The organism is Pseudomonas sp. G3-19 (genome assembly GCF_054855875.1).
This window is the reverse complement of the sequence record NZ_JBMPIQ010000003.1, coordinates 3,315,230-3,330,619: the sequence shown is the minus strand read 5'-3', so window position 1 is coordinate 3,330,619 and position 15,390 is coordinate 3,315,230. Positions and strand designations below refer to the sequence as shown.

10 protein-coding genes are annotated in these 15,390 nt (G+C 60.6%); 2 read left to right on the top strand and 8 right to left on the bottom strand.

Translation table 11 applies throughout. From position 1 onward, the window contains the following. Nucleotides 1-14 precede the first annotated feature (14 nt). The 5 genes from ACOYXI_RS15290 to ACOYXI_RS15270 form a co-directional block, all read right to left on the bottom strand. Nucleotides 15-725 (bottom strand): GntR family transcriptional regulator, encoded by a 711-nt coding sequence (locus ACOYXI_RS15290; RefSeq protein ID WP_098965711.1) that lies wholly within the window; start codon nucleotides 723-725, stop codon nucleotides 15-17. Nucleotides 726-748: 23 nt separating this feature from the next. Further along, nucleotides 749-1,453 (bottom strand): FadR/GntR family transcriptional regulator, encoded by a 705-nt coding sequence (locus ACOYXI_RS15285; protein ID WP_027612834.1) that lies wholly within the window; start codon nucleotides 1,451-1,453, stop codon nucleotides 749-751. 84 nt (nucleotides 1,454-1,537) lie between these two features. Then, nucleotides 1,538-2,851, bottom strand: a complete 1,314-nt coding sequence (locus ACOYXI_RS15280; RefSeq protein WP_097089270.1) for a C4-dicarboxylate transporter DctA — start codon at nucleotides 2,849-2,851, stop codon at nucleotides 1,538-1,540. A gap of 279 nt (nucleotides 2,852-3,130) precedes the next feature. Next, nucleotides 3,131-4,384: a serine hydroxymethyltransferase gene (glyA, locus tag ACOYXI_RS15275; RefSeq protein WP_003228394.1), complete on the bottom strand. Its 1,254-nt coding sequence runs from the start codon at nucleotides 4,382-4,384 to the stop codon at nucleotides 3,131-3,133. A 350-nt stretch (nucleotides 4,385-4,734) separates the two neighbouring features. Then, nucleotides 4,735-8,583, bottom strand: a complete 3,849-nt coding sequence (locus ACOYXI_RS15270; protein ID WP_461675007.1) for a sensor domain-containing protein — start codon at nucleotides 8,581-8,583, stop codon at nucleotides 4,735-4,737. Nucleotides 8,584-8,871: 288 nt separating this feature from the next. On the opposite strand from ACOYXI_RS15270, the gene ettA reads away from it, so the two are divergent. Continuing rightward, nucleotides 8,872-10,536, top strand: coding sequence for an energy-dependent translational throttle protein EttA (gene ettA, locus ACOYXI_RS15265; RefSeq protein WP_003228391.1), 1,665 nt, complete (start codon nucleotides 8,872-8,874; stop codon nucleotides 10,534-10,536). A gap of 346 nt (nucleotides 10,537-10,882) precedes the next feature. Next, nucleotides 10,883-12,220, top strand: coding sequence for an NADP-specific glutamate dehydrogenase (gene gdhA, locus ACOYXI_RS15260; protein WP_210558634.1), 1,338 nt, complete (start codon nucleotides 10,883-10,885; stop codon nucleotides 12,218-12,220). Here gdhA and ACOYXI_RS15255 read toward each other — a convergent pair. From ACOYXI_RS15255 to ACOYXI_RS15245, 3 genes are all read right to left on the bottom strand, one after another. Next, nucleotides 12,217-12,711 carry a GreA/GreB family elongation factor gene (locus ACOYXI_RS15255; RefSeq protein WP_098965705.1) on the bottom strand — a complete coding sequence of 165 codons (495 nt, stop codon included), beginning with the start codon at nucleotides 12,709-12,711 and terminating at the stop codon, nucleotides 12,217-12,219. The two genes, gdhA and ACOYXI_RS15255, sit on opposite strands and share 4 nt — an antisense overlap. Before the next feature lie 71 nt (nucleotides 12,712-12,782). Continuing rightward, nucleotides 12,783-13,139 (bottom strand): hypothetical protein, encoded by a 357-nt coding sequence (locus ACOYXI_RS15250; protein WP_007963787.1) that lies wholly within the window; start codon nucleotides 13,137-13,139, stop codon nucleotides 12,783-12,785. 218 nt (nucleotides 13,140-13,357) lie between these two features. Continuing rightward, nucleotides 13,358-15,211: an Lnb N-terminal periplasmic domain-containing protein gene (locus tag ACOYXI_RS15245; protein ID WP_461675006.1), complete on the bottom strand. Its 1,854-nt coding sequence runs from the start codon at nucleotides 15,209-15,211 to the stop codon at nucleotides 13,358-13,360. Between the last annotated feature and the right edge of the window lie 179 nt (nucleotides 15,212-15,390).

Genomic DNA, 15,390 nt, shown 5'->3' with positions numbered 1-15,390 from the left:
CTCGCGAAGGCGATCTAACCGGCGACACGATGCTCAAGGGCTGTACCCAGCAAGGTCTGCTCAAGATGATCCAGGTGTTGATTCATCAGTCGCTCAGCCATGGACATATCCCCAGACGCGACCGCCTCGACAATCGCCAGATGCTCCTGCCACGCGCAGCAACCCGGCGTCGATCCATCACACCGCGCAATCGCCAGCGACGTCAACGGCACCAGGCTGCCAAGGAAATGTGCCAACGGTGCATTCCCCGCCATTTGTGCCAACTGCAGATGAAACTCGCCGGACAATCGAATCGCCGCCGCACGCCGTTCCTGTGTCACGGCCAGGCGTTCGCGTTCGACCAACCCTCGCAACCGTTTCAAACCCTCCGCTGACGTATTCTGACAAGCCAGACGCACCAGCGTCGCTTCGGTCAGGCGCCGGGCGTGCAGGGTTTGCCGGGTCTGCTCGGCATCCGGTGTGGCGACCCGTGGCCGATGGTTGGCGCGCAGCACAATCACCTGCTCATGGGACAACTGCGTCAGCACCCGGCGAACATCGGCGCGGCTGACGCCAAACATCTGCTTGAGACTGTCTTCGGTGAAGCGGCTGGCCGGGTCGATTCGCCGGTCCAGAATCGCGTCGAACAGCCGCGGGTACAGATCGTCTGCCGACGCCTGCAGGCGGGAGAAGGGCAGGGGGGCCGACATCTGACGAGTGTGCGGCGACGTGGCAAGGCTGTTCATGGCCGGTCTCCAGTGTGAATCAATCAGTGGCTGAGGTTGTCATCCGGAATGTTCAATTCAACGCCCATCCGTTGGCCTTCGCGCAGAATGTGCCGACGCATTTCGGCGCTGGCCTGAGCGCTGTTCTTGCTGCGGATTGCGCGCACCACCGCTTCGTTTTCTTCCAGGCGTTCGGCCAGATGCTCAGGCGAATTGCGCAGCACTTCGGCGCTTTGCTTGAGGGCATTGCTCGTTTGCTGCACCACACTCTGGAAGATCGGGTTCGAGGTCAGGGTGAACAGCTCCTCGTGGAAGGCGATGTAGGCGCTGACCCCGGCTTCACTGTCACCGGCTTCAAGGGCTTCGCGCATGTCCATCAGGGTCAGACGCAATTGCCCGACTTCCTTGCTGCTGATCGACTGCGCGACCAGACCGACGATGAACGGCTCTAGGGTGTAGCGCAGTTGCAACACGTCTTCGAGGCTGGCGCCGGCCACCGCGCTGTCGTGGCTCTGGCTGTCGCTGAGTTGGGCGTCGAGCACCACCACGCCTTTGCCCGGCATCGAACGCACCAGGCCAAGGGTTTCCAGGACGATCACCGCTTCGCGCAGGCTTGGGCGGCTGATGCCCAGTTGTTCGGCGAGTTCGCGCTGGCCCGGCAGCATGTCGCCGGAGCGCCACTGACCACGGGCGAGGGCGGCGCGCAGTTTTTCTACGACTGAGTTGACGACGGTTGATGTGGTGATCACTTGTCTTGCTCCGTGAGCCCGTTGGGGCTGCCGCAAACAGGATCAAAAGATCGCAGCCTGCGGCAGCTTCTGCGGGGTTGAAAATCAGAACTCTTGCTGGTGCGCCGGAGTTCCGCTTTTACGCGGTTGAAAGGTGTAGCCCTGCTGACCGCTGAGTACTTTGTTGGCGCGTTGCACATCGATGTCCTTTTCCCAACGGGCGATGGCCACGGTAGCGACGCAGTTGCCGATCAGGTTGGTCAGTGCCCGACCGATGCCCATGAACCAGTCCACTGCCAGTACCAGCACCAGACCCACGACCGGAATCGCCGGGATCGCCGTCAGCGTCGCCGCCAGAATCACCAGCGCCGAGCCGGGAATGCCGTGGGCGCCCTTGGAAGTGATCAGCGACACCAGCAGAATCGTCAGCAGATCGGTCATCGCCAGTGGCGTGCCGGTGGCGTTGGCAATGAACACGATGGCCAGGGTCAGGTAGATCGAGAAACCGTCGAGGTTGAACGAATAGCCGGTGGGAATCACCAGCCCGACTGTCGAGCTGCCAATCCCCAGGTGTTCAAGTTTGCGCATGATCTGTGGCAGCACGGCGTCGGAAGAAGCGGTGCCCATGACGATCAGCAATTCTTCGCGCAGGTACTTGAGCAGGGGCCACAGACGCAGGCCCGAGGCGCGCATTACCACGCCGAGGATCACGCTGACGAACGCCATGCAGGTCAGGTAAAACAAGCCCACCAGACTGCCCAGGTGTTGCAGCGAATCGAGGCCGTATTTGCTGGTGGTGAAGGCGATGGCGCCGAACACGCCGATCGGCGCCAGGCGTACGATCATGCCCATGATCCGGAAGATCACATGGCTCAGCTCGTTGATCAGCCGTGAGATCCCGGAAGCCGCTTCGCCCACCAGATTCAGCGCGCTGCCGAACAGCACCGAGAACAGCAGTACCTGCAGGATGTTGTTGTCGGCGAAGGCTCCGAGCACCGAGGTCGGAATCAGGTCCATCAGGAACTGCGTGGTGGTGTGCATATGCTGGCCGCGTTCGGCGATGTCGCCCATGTCGGCGGCGGACAACTGCTCCAGATGGATATTCGCGCCACTGCCGATTCCGGTGCTGAAGGCGAATACCAGGCCGATCACCAGCGCGATGGTGGTCAGCACTTCAAAGTAGATCACCGACTTGAGGCCGATGCGCCCGACCTTCTTCAGATCGCCCGCGCCGCTGATGCCGCTGACCACCACGCAGAACACGATCAGGCCGATAAGCATCTTGATCAGTTTGATGAAGCCGTCACCCAGCGGTTTGAGCTGAGCGGAATATTCGGGAAGGGTCAGCCCGCAGACGATGCCGAGCACCAGTCCGAGAACCACTTGGAGGAAGATTGAACGCGAGCACCATCTGAGCATGGGAGGAATCCTGGTCGGTGTCCTGGCTGCCGTGCGCCTTTGGGCGCATCAGATTCAGAACTTAATTATTGTGGTCTTACCGGTATGTCCAGTGCGGGCGCAGTCTAGGCGCGGATTTTTACGGATCGCAAGTGAAAATTGACGAATTGGCATGACCGGTCTGACCAGTTGTGCGGTGAGTCCCATTCTTGAGCGGTTCAGGCGTTTGAAAAAATGTGGGCACAAAAAAACCGGCCAATCACTTGGCCGGTTTTTCATGCTGCGGATTTAACGTCGCGATTACGCGCCGTACACCGGCAGTTTCTTGCAGATGGCTTTGACTTTCTCACGAACGGCGTCGATCACCGCTTCGTTGTTCAGGTCAGCCAGGATGTCGCAGATCCAGCCGGCCAGCTCTTTGCACTCTGCTTCTTTGAAGCCGCGAGTGGTCACAGCCGGGGTGCCGAAGCGCAGGCCGGAAGTGACGAACGGCGAGCGTGGATCGTTTGGCACGGAGTTCTTGTTCACGGTGATGAACGCTTTGCCCAGCGCGGCGTCGGCGTCTTTACCGGAGATGTCCTGCTTGATCAACGACAGCAGGAACAGGTGGTTTTTGGTACCGCCGGACACCACGTCGAAACCGCGCTCGATGAACACTTCGGCCATGGCCTGGGCGTTCTTCACCACTTGTTCCTGGTAAGCCTTGAACTCAGGCTGCAGCGCTTCCTTGAAGCAGATCGCTTTAGCGGCGATCACGTGCTCCAGCGGGCCACCCTGGGCGCCCGGGAATACCGCGGAGTTCAGCTTCTTCTCGATCTCGGCGTTGGCGCGCGCCAGGATCAGACCGCCACGAGGACCGCGCAGGGTCTTGTGCGTGGTGGTGGTGACCACGTCAGCGAATGGCACCGGGTTCGGGTAGACGCCAGCGGCGACCAGACCGGCCACGTGAGCCATGTCGACGAACAGGTAGGCACCGACTTTGTCAGCGATGGCGCGGAAGCGTGGGAAGTCGAGGATCTGCGAGTAGGCAGAGAAACCGGCCACGATCATTTTCGGCTTGTGCTCAACCGCCAGACGCTCGACTTCGTCGTAGTCGATCAGGCCGTTGGCGTCGATGCCGTACTGCACGGCGTTGTACAGCTTGCCGGAGGACGAAACGCTGGCACCGTGAGTCAGGTGACCACCGTGGGCCAGGCTCATGCCCAGGATGGTGTCACCACCTTGCAGCAGGGCCAGGTAAACAGCGGCGTTGGCTTGGGAACCGGCGTGCGGCTGAACGTTGGCGTAATCGGCGCCGAACAGCTCTTTGGCGCGGTCGATGGCCAGTTGTTCAACAACGTCGACGTACTCGCAACCACCGTAGTAGCGCTTGCCCGGGTAGCCTTCAGCGTACTTGTTGGTCAGTACCGAGCCTTGAGCTTCCATCACCGCAGGGCTGGTGTAGTTTTCCGAAGCGATCAGCTCAATGTGCTCTTCCTGGCGCTGAGCTTCTTGCTCCATGGCGGCAAAGAGATCGGCGTCGTACTTGGCAATAGTCAAATCACGGCTGAACATGGCGGTCCTCAAGGATCGGGGGCAGAAAAGGGGGGCATTCTAACCCAATGGGTTTTGGATGGCATATGAAACGACATCATGTCGCAGACAAGTGGCGTTCATGACAGATGTGCGGTGCTTTTGCTGGCTCCACAATGGCCGCGTTTCAACCGGAGAATACTGATCCACGGCAAGTCCCTGTGACAGCCAGCCTGCTGGGGATGGCTGCACCGCAGATTTTTCCGGCGTCTGTACCGGCCCTTTCGCGAGCAAGCCCGCTCCCACAGTGGACCGCGTATATCCTGAAGAAACCGGGTCAAATGTGGGAGCGGGCTTGCTCGCGAAGGCGTCATTGGCGGTGCCGCAAAAAATCAGTCGAACATGAATAGCGCATCATTGCTGAACTGCGCTTCAAACCGGCTCGCCGGCATCGGTCGTCCGAACAGGTAGCCCTGCACTTCATCGCAACCGTGCTCGCGCAGGAAGTCCAGTTGCTCATGGGTTTCCACGCCCTCGGCGATTACCGCCAGATTCAGGCTGTGGGCCATGGCGATGATCGCGCGGGCGATCTGCGCGTCCTGCTCGCCTGACGGCAGGCCGTCGACGAAGGTACGGTCGATCTTCAGCACGTCGATCGGGAATTGCTTGAGGTAGTTCAGCGACGAATAACCGGTGCCGAAGTCGTCGACCGCAATGCTCAGGCCCAGGTTTTTCAGCCCGGCCAGAATCTGCATTGCTTCGCTGACTTCGCGCATCAGGATACTTTCGGTCAGCTCCAGCTCCAGACACGCCGGTGGCAGCCCGGTTTCGCGCAGGATCGTGGCGATGCGCGTACCGAGCTGGCCATCGGAGAACTGCCGCGCCGAAATGTTCACCGAGACCTTCGGCACGCGCACGCGGTTCTGGTGCCAGGTCTTGAGCTGACGGCAGGCTTCGCTGATGACCCAGTCGCCAACGTCGACCACCAGACCCAGCTCTTCCAGCACCGGAATGAAATCCCCCGGCGGCACCAGCCCGCGACGCGGATGACGCCAACGCAGCAGCGCTTCGGCGCCAGTCAGGCGTTTGCCGTCGCCGCTGAATTGCGGCTGGTAGTACAGGACAAATTCGTTCTGCTCCAGCGCATGACGCAGGTCGCTTTCCAGCTCCAGACGTTCCAGTGCACTGGCGTTCATGTCGGCCTGATAGAACTGGAAGTTGTTCTTGCCGCGCTCCTTGGCGTGGTACATCGCGGTGTCGGCGTTCTTCATCAACTGGCTGAGTTCGTTGCCGTCCTGCGGGCTCAGGGCGATGCCGATACTGGCGGTGACGAAGAACTCGCGACCTTCCAGCACAAATGGACGCACCAGGCTGGCGAGAATCTGCTCGGCCACATGAATCGCTCGGTTCAGCGCCATTTCGCGGCTGGAGCGGTGTTGCAGGAGCAAGGTGAACTCGTCACCGCCCATGCGCGCCACGGTGTCGTCATCGTCGACGCAGGCCAGCAACCGCGTGGCCATGTCTTTCAACATGCGGTCGCCGGCGGCGTGGCCGAGGGAGTCGTTGATCGGTTTGAAGCGGTCGAGGTCGAGGAACATCAGCACCACCCACGACTTCTGCCGTTCGGCCGATTGCAGCGCGGTGTGCAGACGATCCTGGAACAGCGTGCGGTTCGGCAGGTGGGTCAGGGCGTCGTAGTAGGCGAGGCGATGGATGCGCTGTTCGCTGGCCTTGCGCTCGCTGATGTCGCTGAAGAAACACACGTAACTGGCCAGGTCGCCTTCATCGTCGAGTACCGCCGTGATGCCGACCCACGCCGGGTAATGCTCGCCGTTACGGCGCTTGAGCCAGACTTCGCCTTCCCAGGTGCTGTGCTGATGCAATTGCTTGAGCACGTAGCGCAGGTGCGCGTCCTGTTGCTCGTCGACGGTGAGCATGTTCGGCAACTGATCGAGCACCTCCGACACCGCATAACCGCTGACCCGGCTGAAGGCTTCGTTGGCCTGCACGATGTAACCGGCCGGGTCGGTGATCAGGATCGCCGAGGTCGAGTGCTCGAATACCGTGGCGGCCATGCGCAAGTCTTTCTCGGCGCGGCGCTGCTGGCTGATGTCGCGACCGACGCCGAGCACGCCTTCGAACGCGCCGTGTTCGTCCCACACCAGCACCAGACGCAGCTCGATCGGGATCTTGCGGCCGTCGGCGCGCAGGCAGTCGAACAGGAACATCTGCGTCTGTACCTGGCTTCGCAGTTGCGCGAGTTGCTCAGGCTTGTCGAGCGCTTTGCTGACCCGATCCATCAAGGTGTAGATGCCGGATAGCTGCTGCGGGTTGGCGATCGTCGATTGCCAGCCATTCTGGAAGATCCACTCGGCGTCGTAACCCAGCACCGCCTGCACCGACGGGCTGACGTAGTTCAACGACAGCTTGCTGTCGGTGGAGAAAATCACATCGCTGATGCTTTCGGCGAGCATGCGGTAGCGCTGCTCGCTGTCGCGCAGCGATTCGCTGGCCTCGATCTGCTCGGTGATGTCCTTGGCCACGCCGATGATCCGCGTGACCTGATCATGTTTGTCACGGGCCAGCGCCTGCTCACGAATATCGAAGCGCCGCCATTTACCGTCGCGATGGCGGAAGCGCAATTGGCACTGCAACAGCTGGCTGTACCCGGCGTGCCGCTGCATCTGCCGCGAGCGGTGGTAATAGTCGGCGTCTTCCGGATGCAGGAGGATTTCCCAGAAGTACTCGCCCATCTGGTGCAGCTCGGAGCGGTTGTAACCGAGGGTCTGGCCGAGGTGGTGGTTGCTGAAAATCATCCGCTGGCTGATCACGTCCTGCACATACAGATGATCCGGCACGGTGCGCACCACGTCCGACCAGAAGCCTTCGCGCTCCAGCAGCGACAGTTCGATCAGCTTGCGGCTGGTGATGTCGTTGATGCTCAGAATCACCGCTTTATAGTCGTGCAGCTCCTCAGGCAGGCGCAGGACCATCCACAGGTGCTGATCGCGGCCGTTGATGTCCGGCAGTCTGATTTCCAGTTCCAGTTGATTCTGTTGCTGCAAAACTGCGTCGAGCACCTGGTTGCCGATGGCGCACTGGCTGTGCGGATGGCCATCGATCAGCAACTGCCAGGCGTGCTCGCAGGAATTGACATTGAGCAGTTGCAGCGCCACCTGATTGACCTCGGTGACGCGCAGTTCCTGCAGCAGTTGCTGGCGCTGGGCCGGCTGGTCGAGCCAGGCCTTGAGCTGGTCGCTGGTCTGGATCTGTGCTTTGTCGAATACCTGCTTGAGGCCGGACAGATCGAGCACGCACAACGCAACGCCAGTGCCTTCGAAGATGTCCTGATAGCGCCGGCGGCCTTCATGCAACTGGCGCTGGCGGCGACGCATGTTCAGCAGCGCGATCACCGGCAACATCGAGAACGCCAGGCCCAGAAGGCATTTGCCGATGAACGCTGGCAGCAGTTCTTCGAGCACGCGCTGACGATCGAACAGCCCGCGCAACTGCCAGTCGCTGCTGCTCAGTGGCACGGTGAGCACGGTGTTGGCCATGTCGTCCGGGCTCAGCACCCCGGGCCGGGCAGAAGACAGCGCTTCGTCGCGGCTGATGATCTGATGGTTGAGACGGTTTTCCACCAGCCACAACGGGCGGATGCCGGTTTCGCCCAGCTTGGTCAGCGAGTCGAAGAAGGTCGGGGTCAGGCGCAATACCCAGTAGCCGCGCGTGCTGCCGCTGGCCTGATGCAACAACAGATGCACCACCGAGCCGTCGTCGGCGTTACTGAAGTAATGCGCCTGGGCGCGGCTGCGGCGCACCAGTTCAGCGAGGTAATCGGCGTCGTGGCTGTCGCTGGCGCTGTCGTTGAGGATTTTCCCGGACGGGCTGAGCAGGGCCAGGCTGCGCAGGTCCGGCAGCGATTGCTGGAGCTTGCGCACCAGCGCCTGCTGTTCGTCGGACGACTGCGGTTGTTCGACGATCGGTAGCAGGTTGAGGGCGATTTGCGCATTCAGCGACATGTTCAGGCTGACCTGCGAGGCGAGGTCGGCGGTGTAGTCGATGGTGTACTGGCGCTGATTTTTCTGGGTCTCGCGCAATTGATCGAGCAGTTGCCAGAACAGCAGGGCCAGCAGCAAAAGTACCAGCGTCGCCAATGCCCCCTTCAATGTTCCGCGCAGGGGCGAGCCGGTCCCCGGATTGGACGCGCTCACAGAAGCTGGCGGGGTAACGTTGGACAAGCTGAAATCCTGCGGTTTGGCTGGACTGGCGCGACGTGCACTATAAGCCGGACGCCCGAAGGGCGGCTAGCATGCCTTGAGTTGTGGCGAAGTGCCAGCCCCACTCGGCTGGACTGCCACCGGTCATTCAGGTAGCTTTGCCGGTTACGCGGGAGCGTTCCAGCTCCTAGAATCAGACTTTTTTTCCGCGCGCACGCATTGATGACCATCAAGTGAACGACGCGCATCGGTCTGGCCGGGCATCGCCTGCGCTCCAATCATTCATCTGTCACTGACCCAAGGTTCTCCATGGCTCAATACGTCTTCACCATGCATCGGCTGGGCAAAGTTGTTCCGCCGAAGCGGGAAATCCTGAAAAACATTTCGCTGTCGTTCTTCCCCGGCGCCAAGATCGGCGTACTCGGCCTCAACGGTTCGGGTAAATCCACGCTGCTGAAAATCATGGCCGGCGTCGACACCGAGTTCGAGGGCGAAGCCCGTCCGATGCCGGACCTGAACATCGGTTATCTGCCGCAAGAGCCACAACTTGATCCGACCAAGACCGTGCGTGAAGTGGTCGAGGAAGCGGTCAGCGTGATCAAGGATGCGCAAGCGCGTCTGGACGAGGTCTACGCCGCTTACGCTGATCCGGATGCCGATTTCGACAAACTGGCTGCCGAACAGGCCAAGCTCGAAGCGATCCTGCAGGCCAGCGATGGTCATAACCTGGAGCGTCAACTGGAAGTCGCCGCCGACGCCCTGCGTCTGCCGGCCTGGGACGCCAAGGTCGAACACCTGTCCGGTGGTGAAAAACGTCGTGTGGCCCTGTGCCGTCTGCTGCTGTCCGCTCCGGACATGCTGCTGCTCGACGAACCGACCAACCACTTGGACGCTGATTCGGTGGCGTGGCTGGAGCACTTCCTGCACGACTTCCCGGGCACCGTGGTCGCGATCACGCACGACCGTTACTTCCTCGACAACGTCGCCGGCTGGATTCTGGAACTCGACCGCGGCGCGGGCATTCCGTACGAAGGCAACTATTCGGGTTGGCTCGAAGCCAAGTCCGATCGTCTGGCGGCCGAATCCAAGCAGCAGTCGGCTCACGAAAAAGCCATGAAGGAAGAACTGGAGTGGGTGCGCAAAGGCGCGAAAGCCCGCCAGTCGAAATCCAAGGCTCGTCTGCAACGCTTCGAAGAAATGCAATCGCAGGAATTCCAGAAGCGTTCGGAAACCAACGAGATCTACATCCCGGCCGGTCCGCGTCTGGGCGACAAGGTCATCGAGTTCAAGAACGTCACCAAGGGTTACGGCGATCGCGTGCTGATCGACAACCTGTCGTTCTCCATGCCGAAGGGCGCCATTGTCGGCGTGATCGGTGGTAACGGTGCCGGTAAGTCGACCCTGTTCCGCATGCTGATGGGCAAGGAAACTCCGGATTCCGGCACCATCGAAGTCGGCGAAACCGTGCAACTGGCCTGCGTTGACCAGAGCCGCGAAGACCTCGACGGCAGCAAGACCGTGTTCCAGCAGATCTCCGACGGTTCCGATCAGATCCGCATCGGCAACTACGAGATTCCATCGCGCACTTATGTCGGTCGCTTCAACTTCAAGGGCGGCGACCAGCAGAAGTTCGTCAAGGACCTGTCCGGTGGTGAGCGCGGTCGTCTGCACCTGGCGCTGACCCTGAAGGAGGGCGGCAACGTCCTGCTGCTCGACGAACCGTCCAACGACCTCGACGTTGAAACCCTGCGTTCCCTGGAAGAAGCCCTGCTGGACTTCCCGGGCGCCGCCATTGTGATCTCTCACGATCGCTGGTTCCTGGACCGCGTCGCGACTCACATCCTGGCGTACGAAGACGACTCGCAAGCGGTGTTCTTCGAAGGCAACTACACCGAGTACGAAGCCGACCGCAAAAAGCGTCTTGGAGAAGCGGCGGCCCAGCCACACCGGGTACGCCACAAGAAACTGGCCTGATTCGGGTTGGTTGCATGAAAAAGCGGAGCCTTCGGGCTCCGTTTTTTTTGAGTTTTTTTCAGTGATTCCGAGTCGTGGCCATCGCGAGCAGGCTCACTCCTACAATTGGAATGCGGTCTCCTGTAGGAGTGAGCCTGCTCGCGATATCGATGTAACTGTTGGTGCATTACTTCAATTTGACCTCCCCATTCAGGTGCAGAATCAGCTCAAAAAACCGCCTTATTTATATCCTGTGCACCATTTAATTTCATAACTGCGACATTTTGCGCTGTTCCTGTGCGCAAATCGTTTGTTACAGTCCGGCTCAATCGCTTCCAACGACAATAAATTTGCCGAGACTTTTCCCATGATCGAATCCGTCGAATCCTTCCTCGCCCGCCTGAAAAAACGCGACCCGGATCAACCCGAATTCCACCAGGCCGTCGAAGAAGTCCTGCGCAGTCTGTGGCCGTTTCTCGAAGCCAATCCGCGTTACCTGACCTCGGGCATTCTGGAGCGCATCTGCGAGCCGGAGCGCGCAGTGGTGTTCCGCGTGTCGTGGGTCGACGATCAGGGCAAGGTCCAGGTCAATCGCGGTTTCCGCATTCAGATGAACAGCGCAATCGGCCCGTACAAGGGCGGCTTGCGCTTCCATCCTTCGGTGAACCTGGGCGTGCTGAAGTTTCTCGCCTTCGAACAGACCTTCAAGAACTCCCTGACCTCATTGCCCATGGGTGGCGGCAAGGGCGGTTCGGACTTCGATCCTAAGGGCAAGAGCGACGCCGAAGTCATGCGTTTCTGCCAGGCGTTCATGAGCGAGCTGTACCGCCACATCGGCGCGGACGTTGACGTACCGGCTGGCGACATCGGTGTCGGTGCGCGGGAGATCGGTTTCCTGTTTGGCCAGTACAAACGCCTGAGCAACCAGTTCACCAGCGTGTTGACCGGTAAAGGCATGACCTATGGCGGCAGCCTGATTCGCCCGGAAGCCACCGGTTTCGGTTGCGTGTACTTCGCCGAGGAGATGCTCAAGCGCCGCGGGCAGACCGTCGAAGGCAAGCGCGTGGCGATCTCTGGTTCCGGCAACGTCGCGCAGTACGCGGCGCGCAAGGTCATGGACCTGGGCGGCAAGGTGATTTCGCTGTCCGACTCCGAAGGCACGTTGTACTGCGAATCGGGCCTGAGCGAAGAACAGTGGCAGGCGCTGCTGGAACTGAAAAACGTCAAACGCGGACGCATCAGCGAATTGGCCACGGCGTTCGGTCTGGAATTCCGTGCCGGTCAGTTGCCCTGGTCGCTGCCGTGTGACATCGCGCTGCCCTGCGCCACGCAGAACGAGCTCGACGCCGAATCTGCTCGTACGCTGCTGCGCAATGGCTGCGTGTGCGTCGCCGAAGGCGCGAACATGCCGACCACGCTGGCGGCCGTGGATATCTTCATCGAGGCCGGCATTCTGTTCGCCCCGGGCAAGGCGTCGAACGCCGGCGGGGTAGCGGTCAGTGGGCTGGAGATGTCGCAGAACGCCATGCGCCTGCTGTGGACGGCGGGTGAGGTGGACAGCAAGCTGCACGCGATCATGCAGTCGATCCACCATGCCTGCGTGCATTACGGCGAAGAGAACGGGCGGATCAACTACGTCAAAGGCGCGAACATCGCCGGCTTCGTCAAAGTCGCGGATGCGATGCTCGCGCAGGGTGTGGTTTAAGCCGGTTCGATGCGAATCACTTCAATCACCTGATCGCCAGCGGGGCGCTGCCACAGCACTTCGTCATTGAGCCGGGCACCAAGCAATGCCCGGCCCAACGGCGAGGCCCAGTTGATCAAACCCTGACTGGCGTCGGCCTGATCTTCGCCGACCAATTGCACCCGACTTTCGGTGTCGTGTTCGTCGGCGTAGGTCACCCAACTGCCGATCTGCACTTTATCGGTCGAGATCGCCGGGGCCGCGACCTGTGCGCTGGCGAGGCGTTGGTTGAAGTAGCGCAAATCTCTTTCGAGATCGGCTTGGCGCTGCTTGTCGGCCCGTTCGCCCTTGGCCGATTGCTCGGCGTGCAGGGCTTGCAGTTCGGCGACCTTGGCCTGCAACTGCGCCAATCCTTGGGGTGTGACGTAATTGGGCTGCGCACTGACCTGCCGTTCGACGGGCTGATCGGCTTGCGCAGCGGCGTTATCTTCGTTCACGAAAGCGCGGCTCATGCTGTCCTCCTCTGCAAAGAGTTTGGGCCATGGTCGCCGGCATTTGGTTTCACTGGATGTCTGGAAACGACCTATTGCGAGCGATAAGCCCGCCCGGCGTCCTGATCTTTCTGCTGCTGCCAGGCGCGCTCGCGTTCGTCCCAGTGCTCGTTGCGATACTCTTCGCGATCCTTGTTCTCCAGCATCGCCTGGCACTGGCGAAAGCCGTCGGTCCAGCCTTCGGCGTATTGCTTGTCCTTGAGATAGCGCGGCACGTTCTTGCGAAACTCGCCACTGATCGAGCCGGCGGCTTGCCGGCCACTGACGCAGCCATCGTCAAAACCGTCGGCGAAGGCCGGTGGATAACCTTTGGCGATCAAGTCTTCGTGGGTGGTCTGGCAACCCCCGAGCAACAGCAAAACACCCAGCAATCCCGCACACCGCCACATCGCACTCTCCCGCGCCGATTCTCGGCTGATAGGGAAAGTCTAGAAGCGGATTCGTCGGGCGTTGGTGAAAGACATGTAAGTAATTCGTTGAATACCGGAGAACCCTGTGGGAGCGGGCTTGCTCGCGAAAGCGCTGGGTCAGTCGAGATTTGAATCGCCTGACACGACGCCTTCGCGAGCAAGCCCGCTCCCACAGGGGTTATGGATTGGGCTTCAGATCAGTAGTGGTACCACTTCACCTCAAGCATCACTTCGGTTTCCGGTGTCGCCACATGACTGAACTCACGCTGCGCACTCAGGCGCAAACCGAGGTTGCGCGACAATTCCCACTGCTGGTTCAGGCTCAGGCTGCGGCGCACTTCACCATTGAAGAAGTAATCGCCCTTGGCTTCCAGGCTGAGATTGCCCAACGGGTTTTTCCACAACACGCCGGTATTGAAACCGCCGGCCGGGGAGACGAACTCGGCGAAGTCATTGTTGTGTTCAACGCGCACGGTGCCGAGGGCAAAACCCAATACGTCATCACCTAACGCCCAGGTACCGCCACCACCACCGTTGACGTGGCTGACCAGCGTCTCGTCATCATGCTTGCCCGGCACCCGCTCAAGGCCACCGGTGACTTGCCACGACAGAGGCTGCAGCAGTTCATTGCGCGGGGTCAGCGAGCGGATGGTCGCCAGGTCCAGTTGCTGGAACTGCCACTGGTTGCCTTCGTATTGACGCAGCTTCATCTGCAGGATTTCGATCTGCGCGCCGAGGGGGAAGCTTTCGGCGTTGTCATTGAGATCGTGATAAGCCATGCGCAAACCGTACTCGCCGAAGGCACGATCGCCCCGGGTGCCGATGCCGGCCTGCCAGGTGCGTGATTCGTGGCCGTCTTCGGGCAGGCCCGGTTGTGGAATCTGCAATTCCGGCGCCGGGTTCTTGTTGATCGCCCGCAGCAGTTCGAAGCTGCGCTGTGCACGTTGCGCATCACGTTCCTGCCCGTTGGCGCGGTAACGCTCCAGACGATAGGCGGCATCGATGATCAGCGCCTGACGATCCCGGGGCAGGGCCTTGAAGGTCGGCTCCTGCAACACCTGTTGATCGGCGCTGACCTTCAGCACCCATTTCTGTTCTTCCTTATTCAACGGCTCGGCGCGGCTGAGCAGTTCACGCTCGCGGGACGGGCGATATTCGATGCTTTCCACCAGCCCGGCTTCTTTCACCGCTTTGACCGTATCGGTAGGGATGGCGGTCAGCGGGAATTGCTCGGTCAGGCGCAGGCTCGGACGTGCCACTTGCAGCAGTTCGAGCAGGCGATAGGAGCAGTTTTCGTCGAAGAAAAAATAATCGAACTGGATCTGCTTCAGCTCCCACACATGCTCGACCATGCGCGCGGTTTCTGCTTGCGTCAGGTTCAGCCGGTATTCCCACAGATCGCGGTTTTCCAGGCTGCGGTACTCGGAGAGTTTTTCCTGGTACGGCACCAGTGCGAACAGCCCGGGATAGCCACCCATCAAGCCCTTCCAAGCGTAGAGAATGCTGTTGTCCGAGCCTTCGATGTAGGCGCCGAAATTGATCGCGTAACTCAGCAGCGAAGTCTTGTCGCTTTGCACGTCAGCCTGGTCGATGCGCAGCAGGGTGTGGCCGAACATCGACGACGGGCTGTTGAGGTAGGCCGCCGGGAAGATCATCACCGCGCTGTGCGGCGAGACGTCCTTGAACCACTTCTTGAATTCGGCGCAATCGGGGGCGGGCAGATCGGTCAGGTTGAGCTGGGCTTTCAGCCAGCGCTTACGCGCCGGGTAGACGCATTGCGCATGCTGCTCGCCGAGACTGGCCGGGGCGTACAGCGCCTGCACGGTGGCGGCCAGCTCATGGTCGGGGTGTTCGTTGCCATCGGGCGCCAGAAAGAATTTCCTGTCGCTGACATAGCTGCGCCAGCCGCCAAGCTTGGCGGTTTCGTAATGACCGAGGGAAATCCAGAAGCGGTCGTTGGCCAGTTGCTGCAAACGTTGAGGGTCGATGTGAGGCGCGGCGGACAGCGGGGCGCAGACACAGAGCGCCAGCCAGGCAAGGCGTTTGAGCATAAGTGGCAACTTAAGTCGAAAGAAAATAAAACCCGGATCGGGCTGCGATCACTCCCCTGTGGCGAGGGGATTTATCCCCGATGGGCTGCGAAGCGGCCCTCATACCTGCAAAACTCGGTGTATCAGATACACCGAATTGAATGGTTTCACGACTGCTTCGCAGCCGATCGGGGATAAAT

Coding starts and splice junctions, on each gene's coding strand:
- ACOYXI_RS15290 (WP_098965711.1), bottom strand. CDS start 725: ATGAACAGCCTTGCCACGTCGCCGCACACTCGTCAGATGTCGGCCCCC.
- ACOYXI_RS15280 (WP_097089270.1), bottom strand. CDS start 2,851: ATGCTCAGATGGTGCTCGCGTTCAATCTTCCTCCAAGTGGTTCTCGGA.
- ACOYXI_RS15250 (WP_007963787.1), bottom strand. CDS start 13,139: ATGTGGCGGTGTGCGGGATTGCTGGGTGTTTTGCTGTTGCTCGGGGGT.
- ACOYXI_RS15245 (WP_461675006.1), bottom strand. CDS start 15,211: ATGCTCAAACGCCTTGCCTGGCTGGCGCTCTGTGTCTGCGCCCCGCTG.
- gdhA (WP_210558634.1), top strand. CDS start 10,883: ATGATCGAATCCGTCGAATCCTTCCTCGCCCGCCTGAAAAAACGCGAC.
- glyA (WP_003228394.1), bottom strand. CDS start 4,384: ATGTTCAGCCGTGATTTGACTATTGCCAAGTACGACGCCGATCTCTTT.
- ACOYXI_RS15255 (WP_098965705.1), bottom strand. CDS start 12,711: ATGAGCCGCGCTTTCGTGAACGAAGATAACGCCGCTGCGCAAGCCGAT.
- ettA (WP_003228391.1), top strand. CDS start 8,872: ATGGCTCAATACGTCTTCACCATGCATCGGCTGGGCAAAGTTGTTCCG.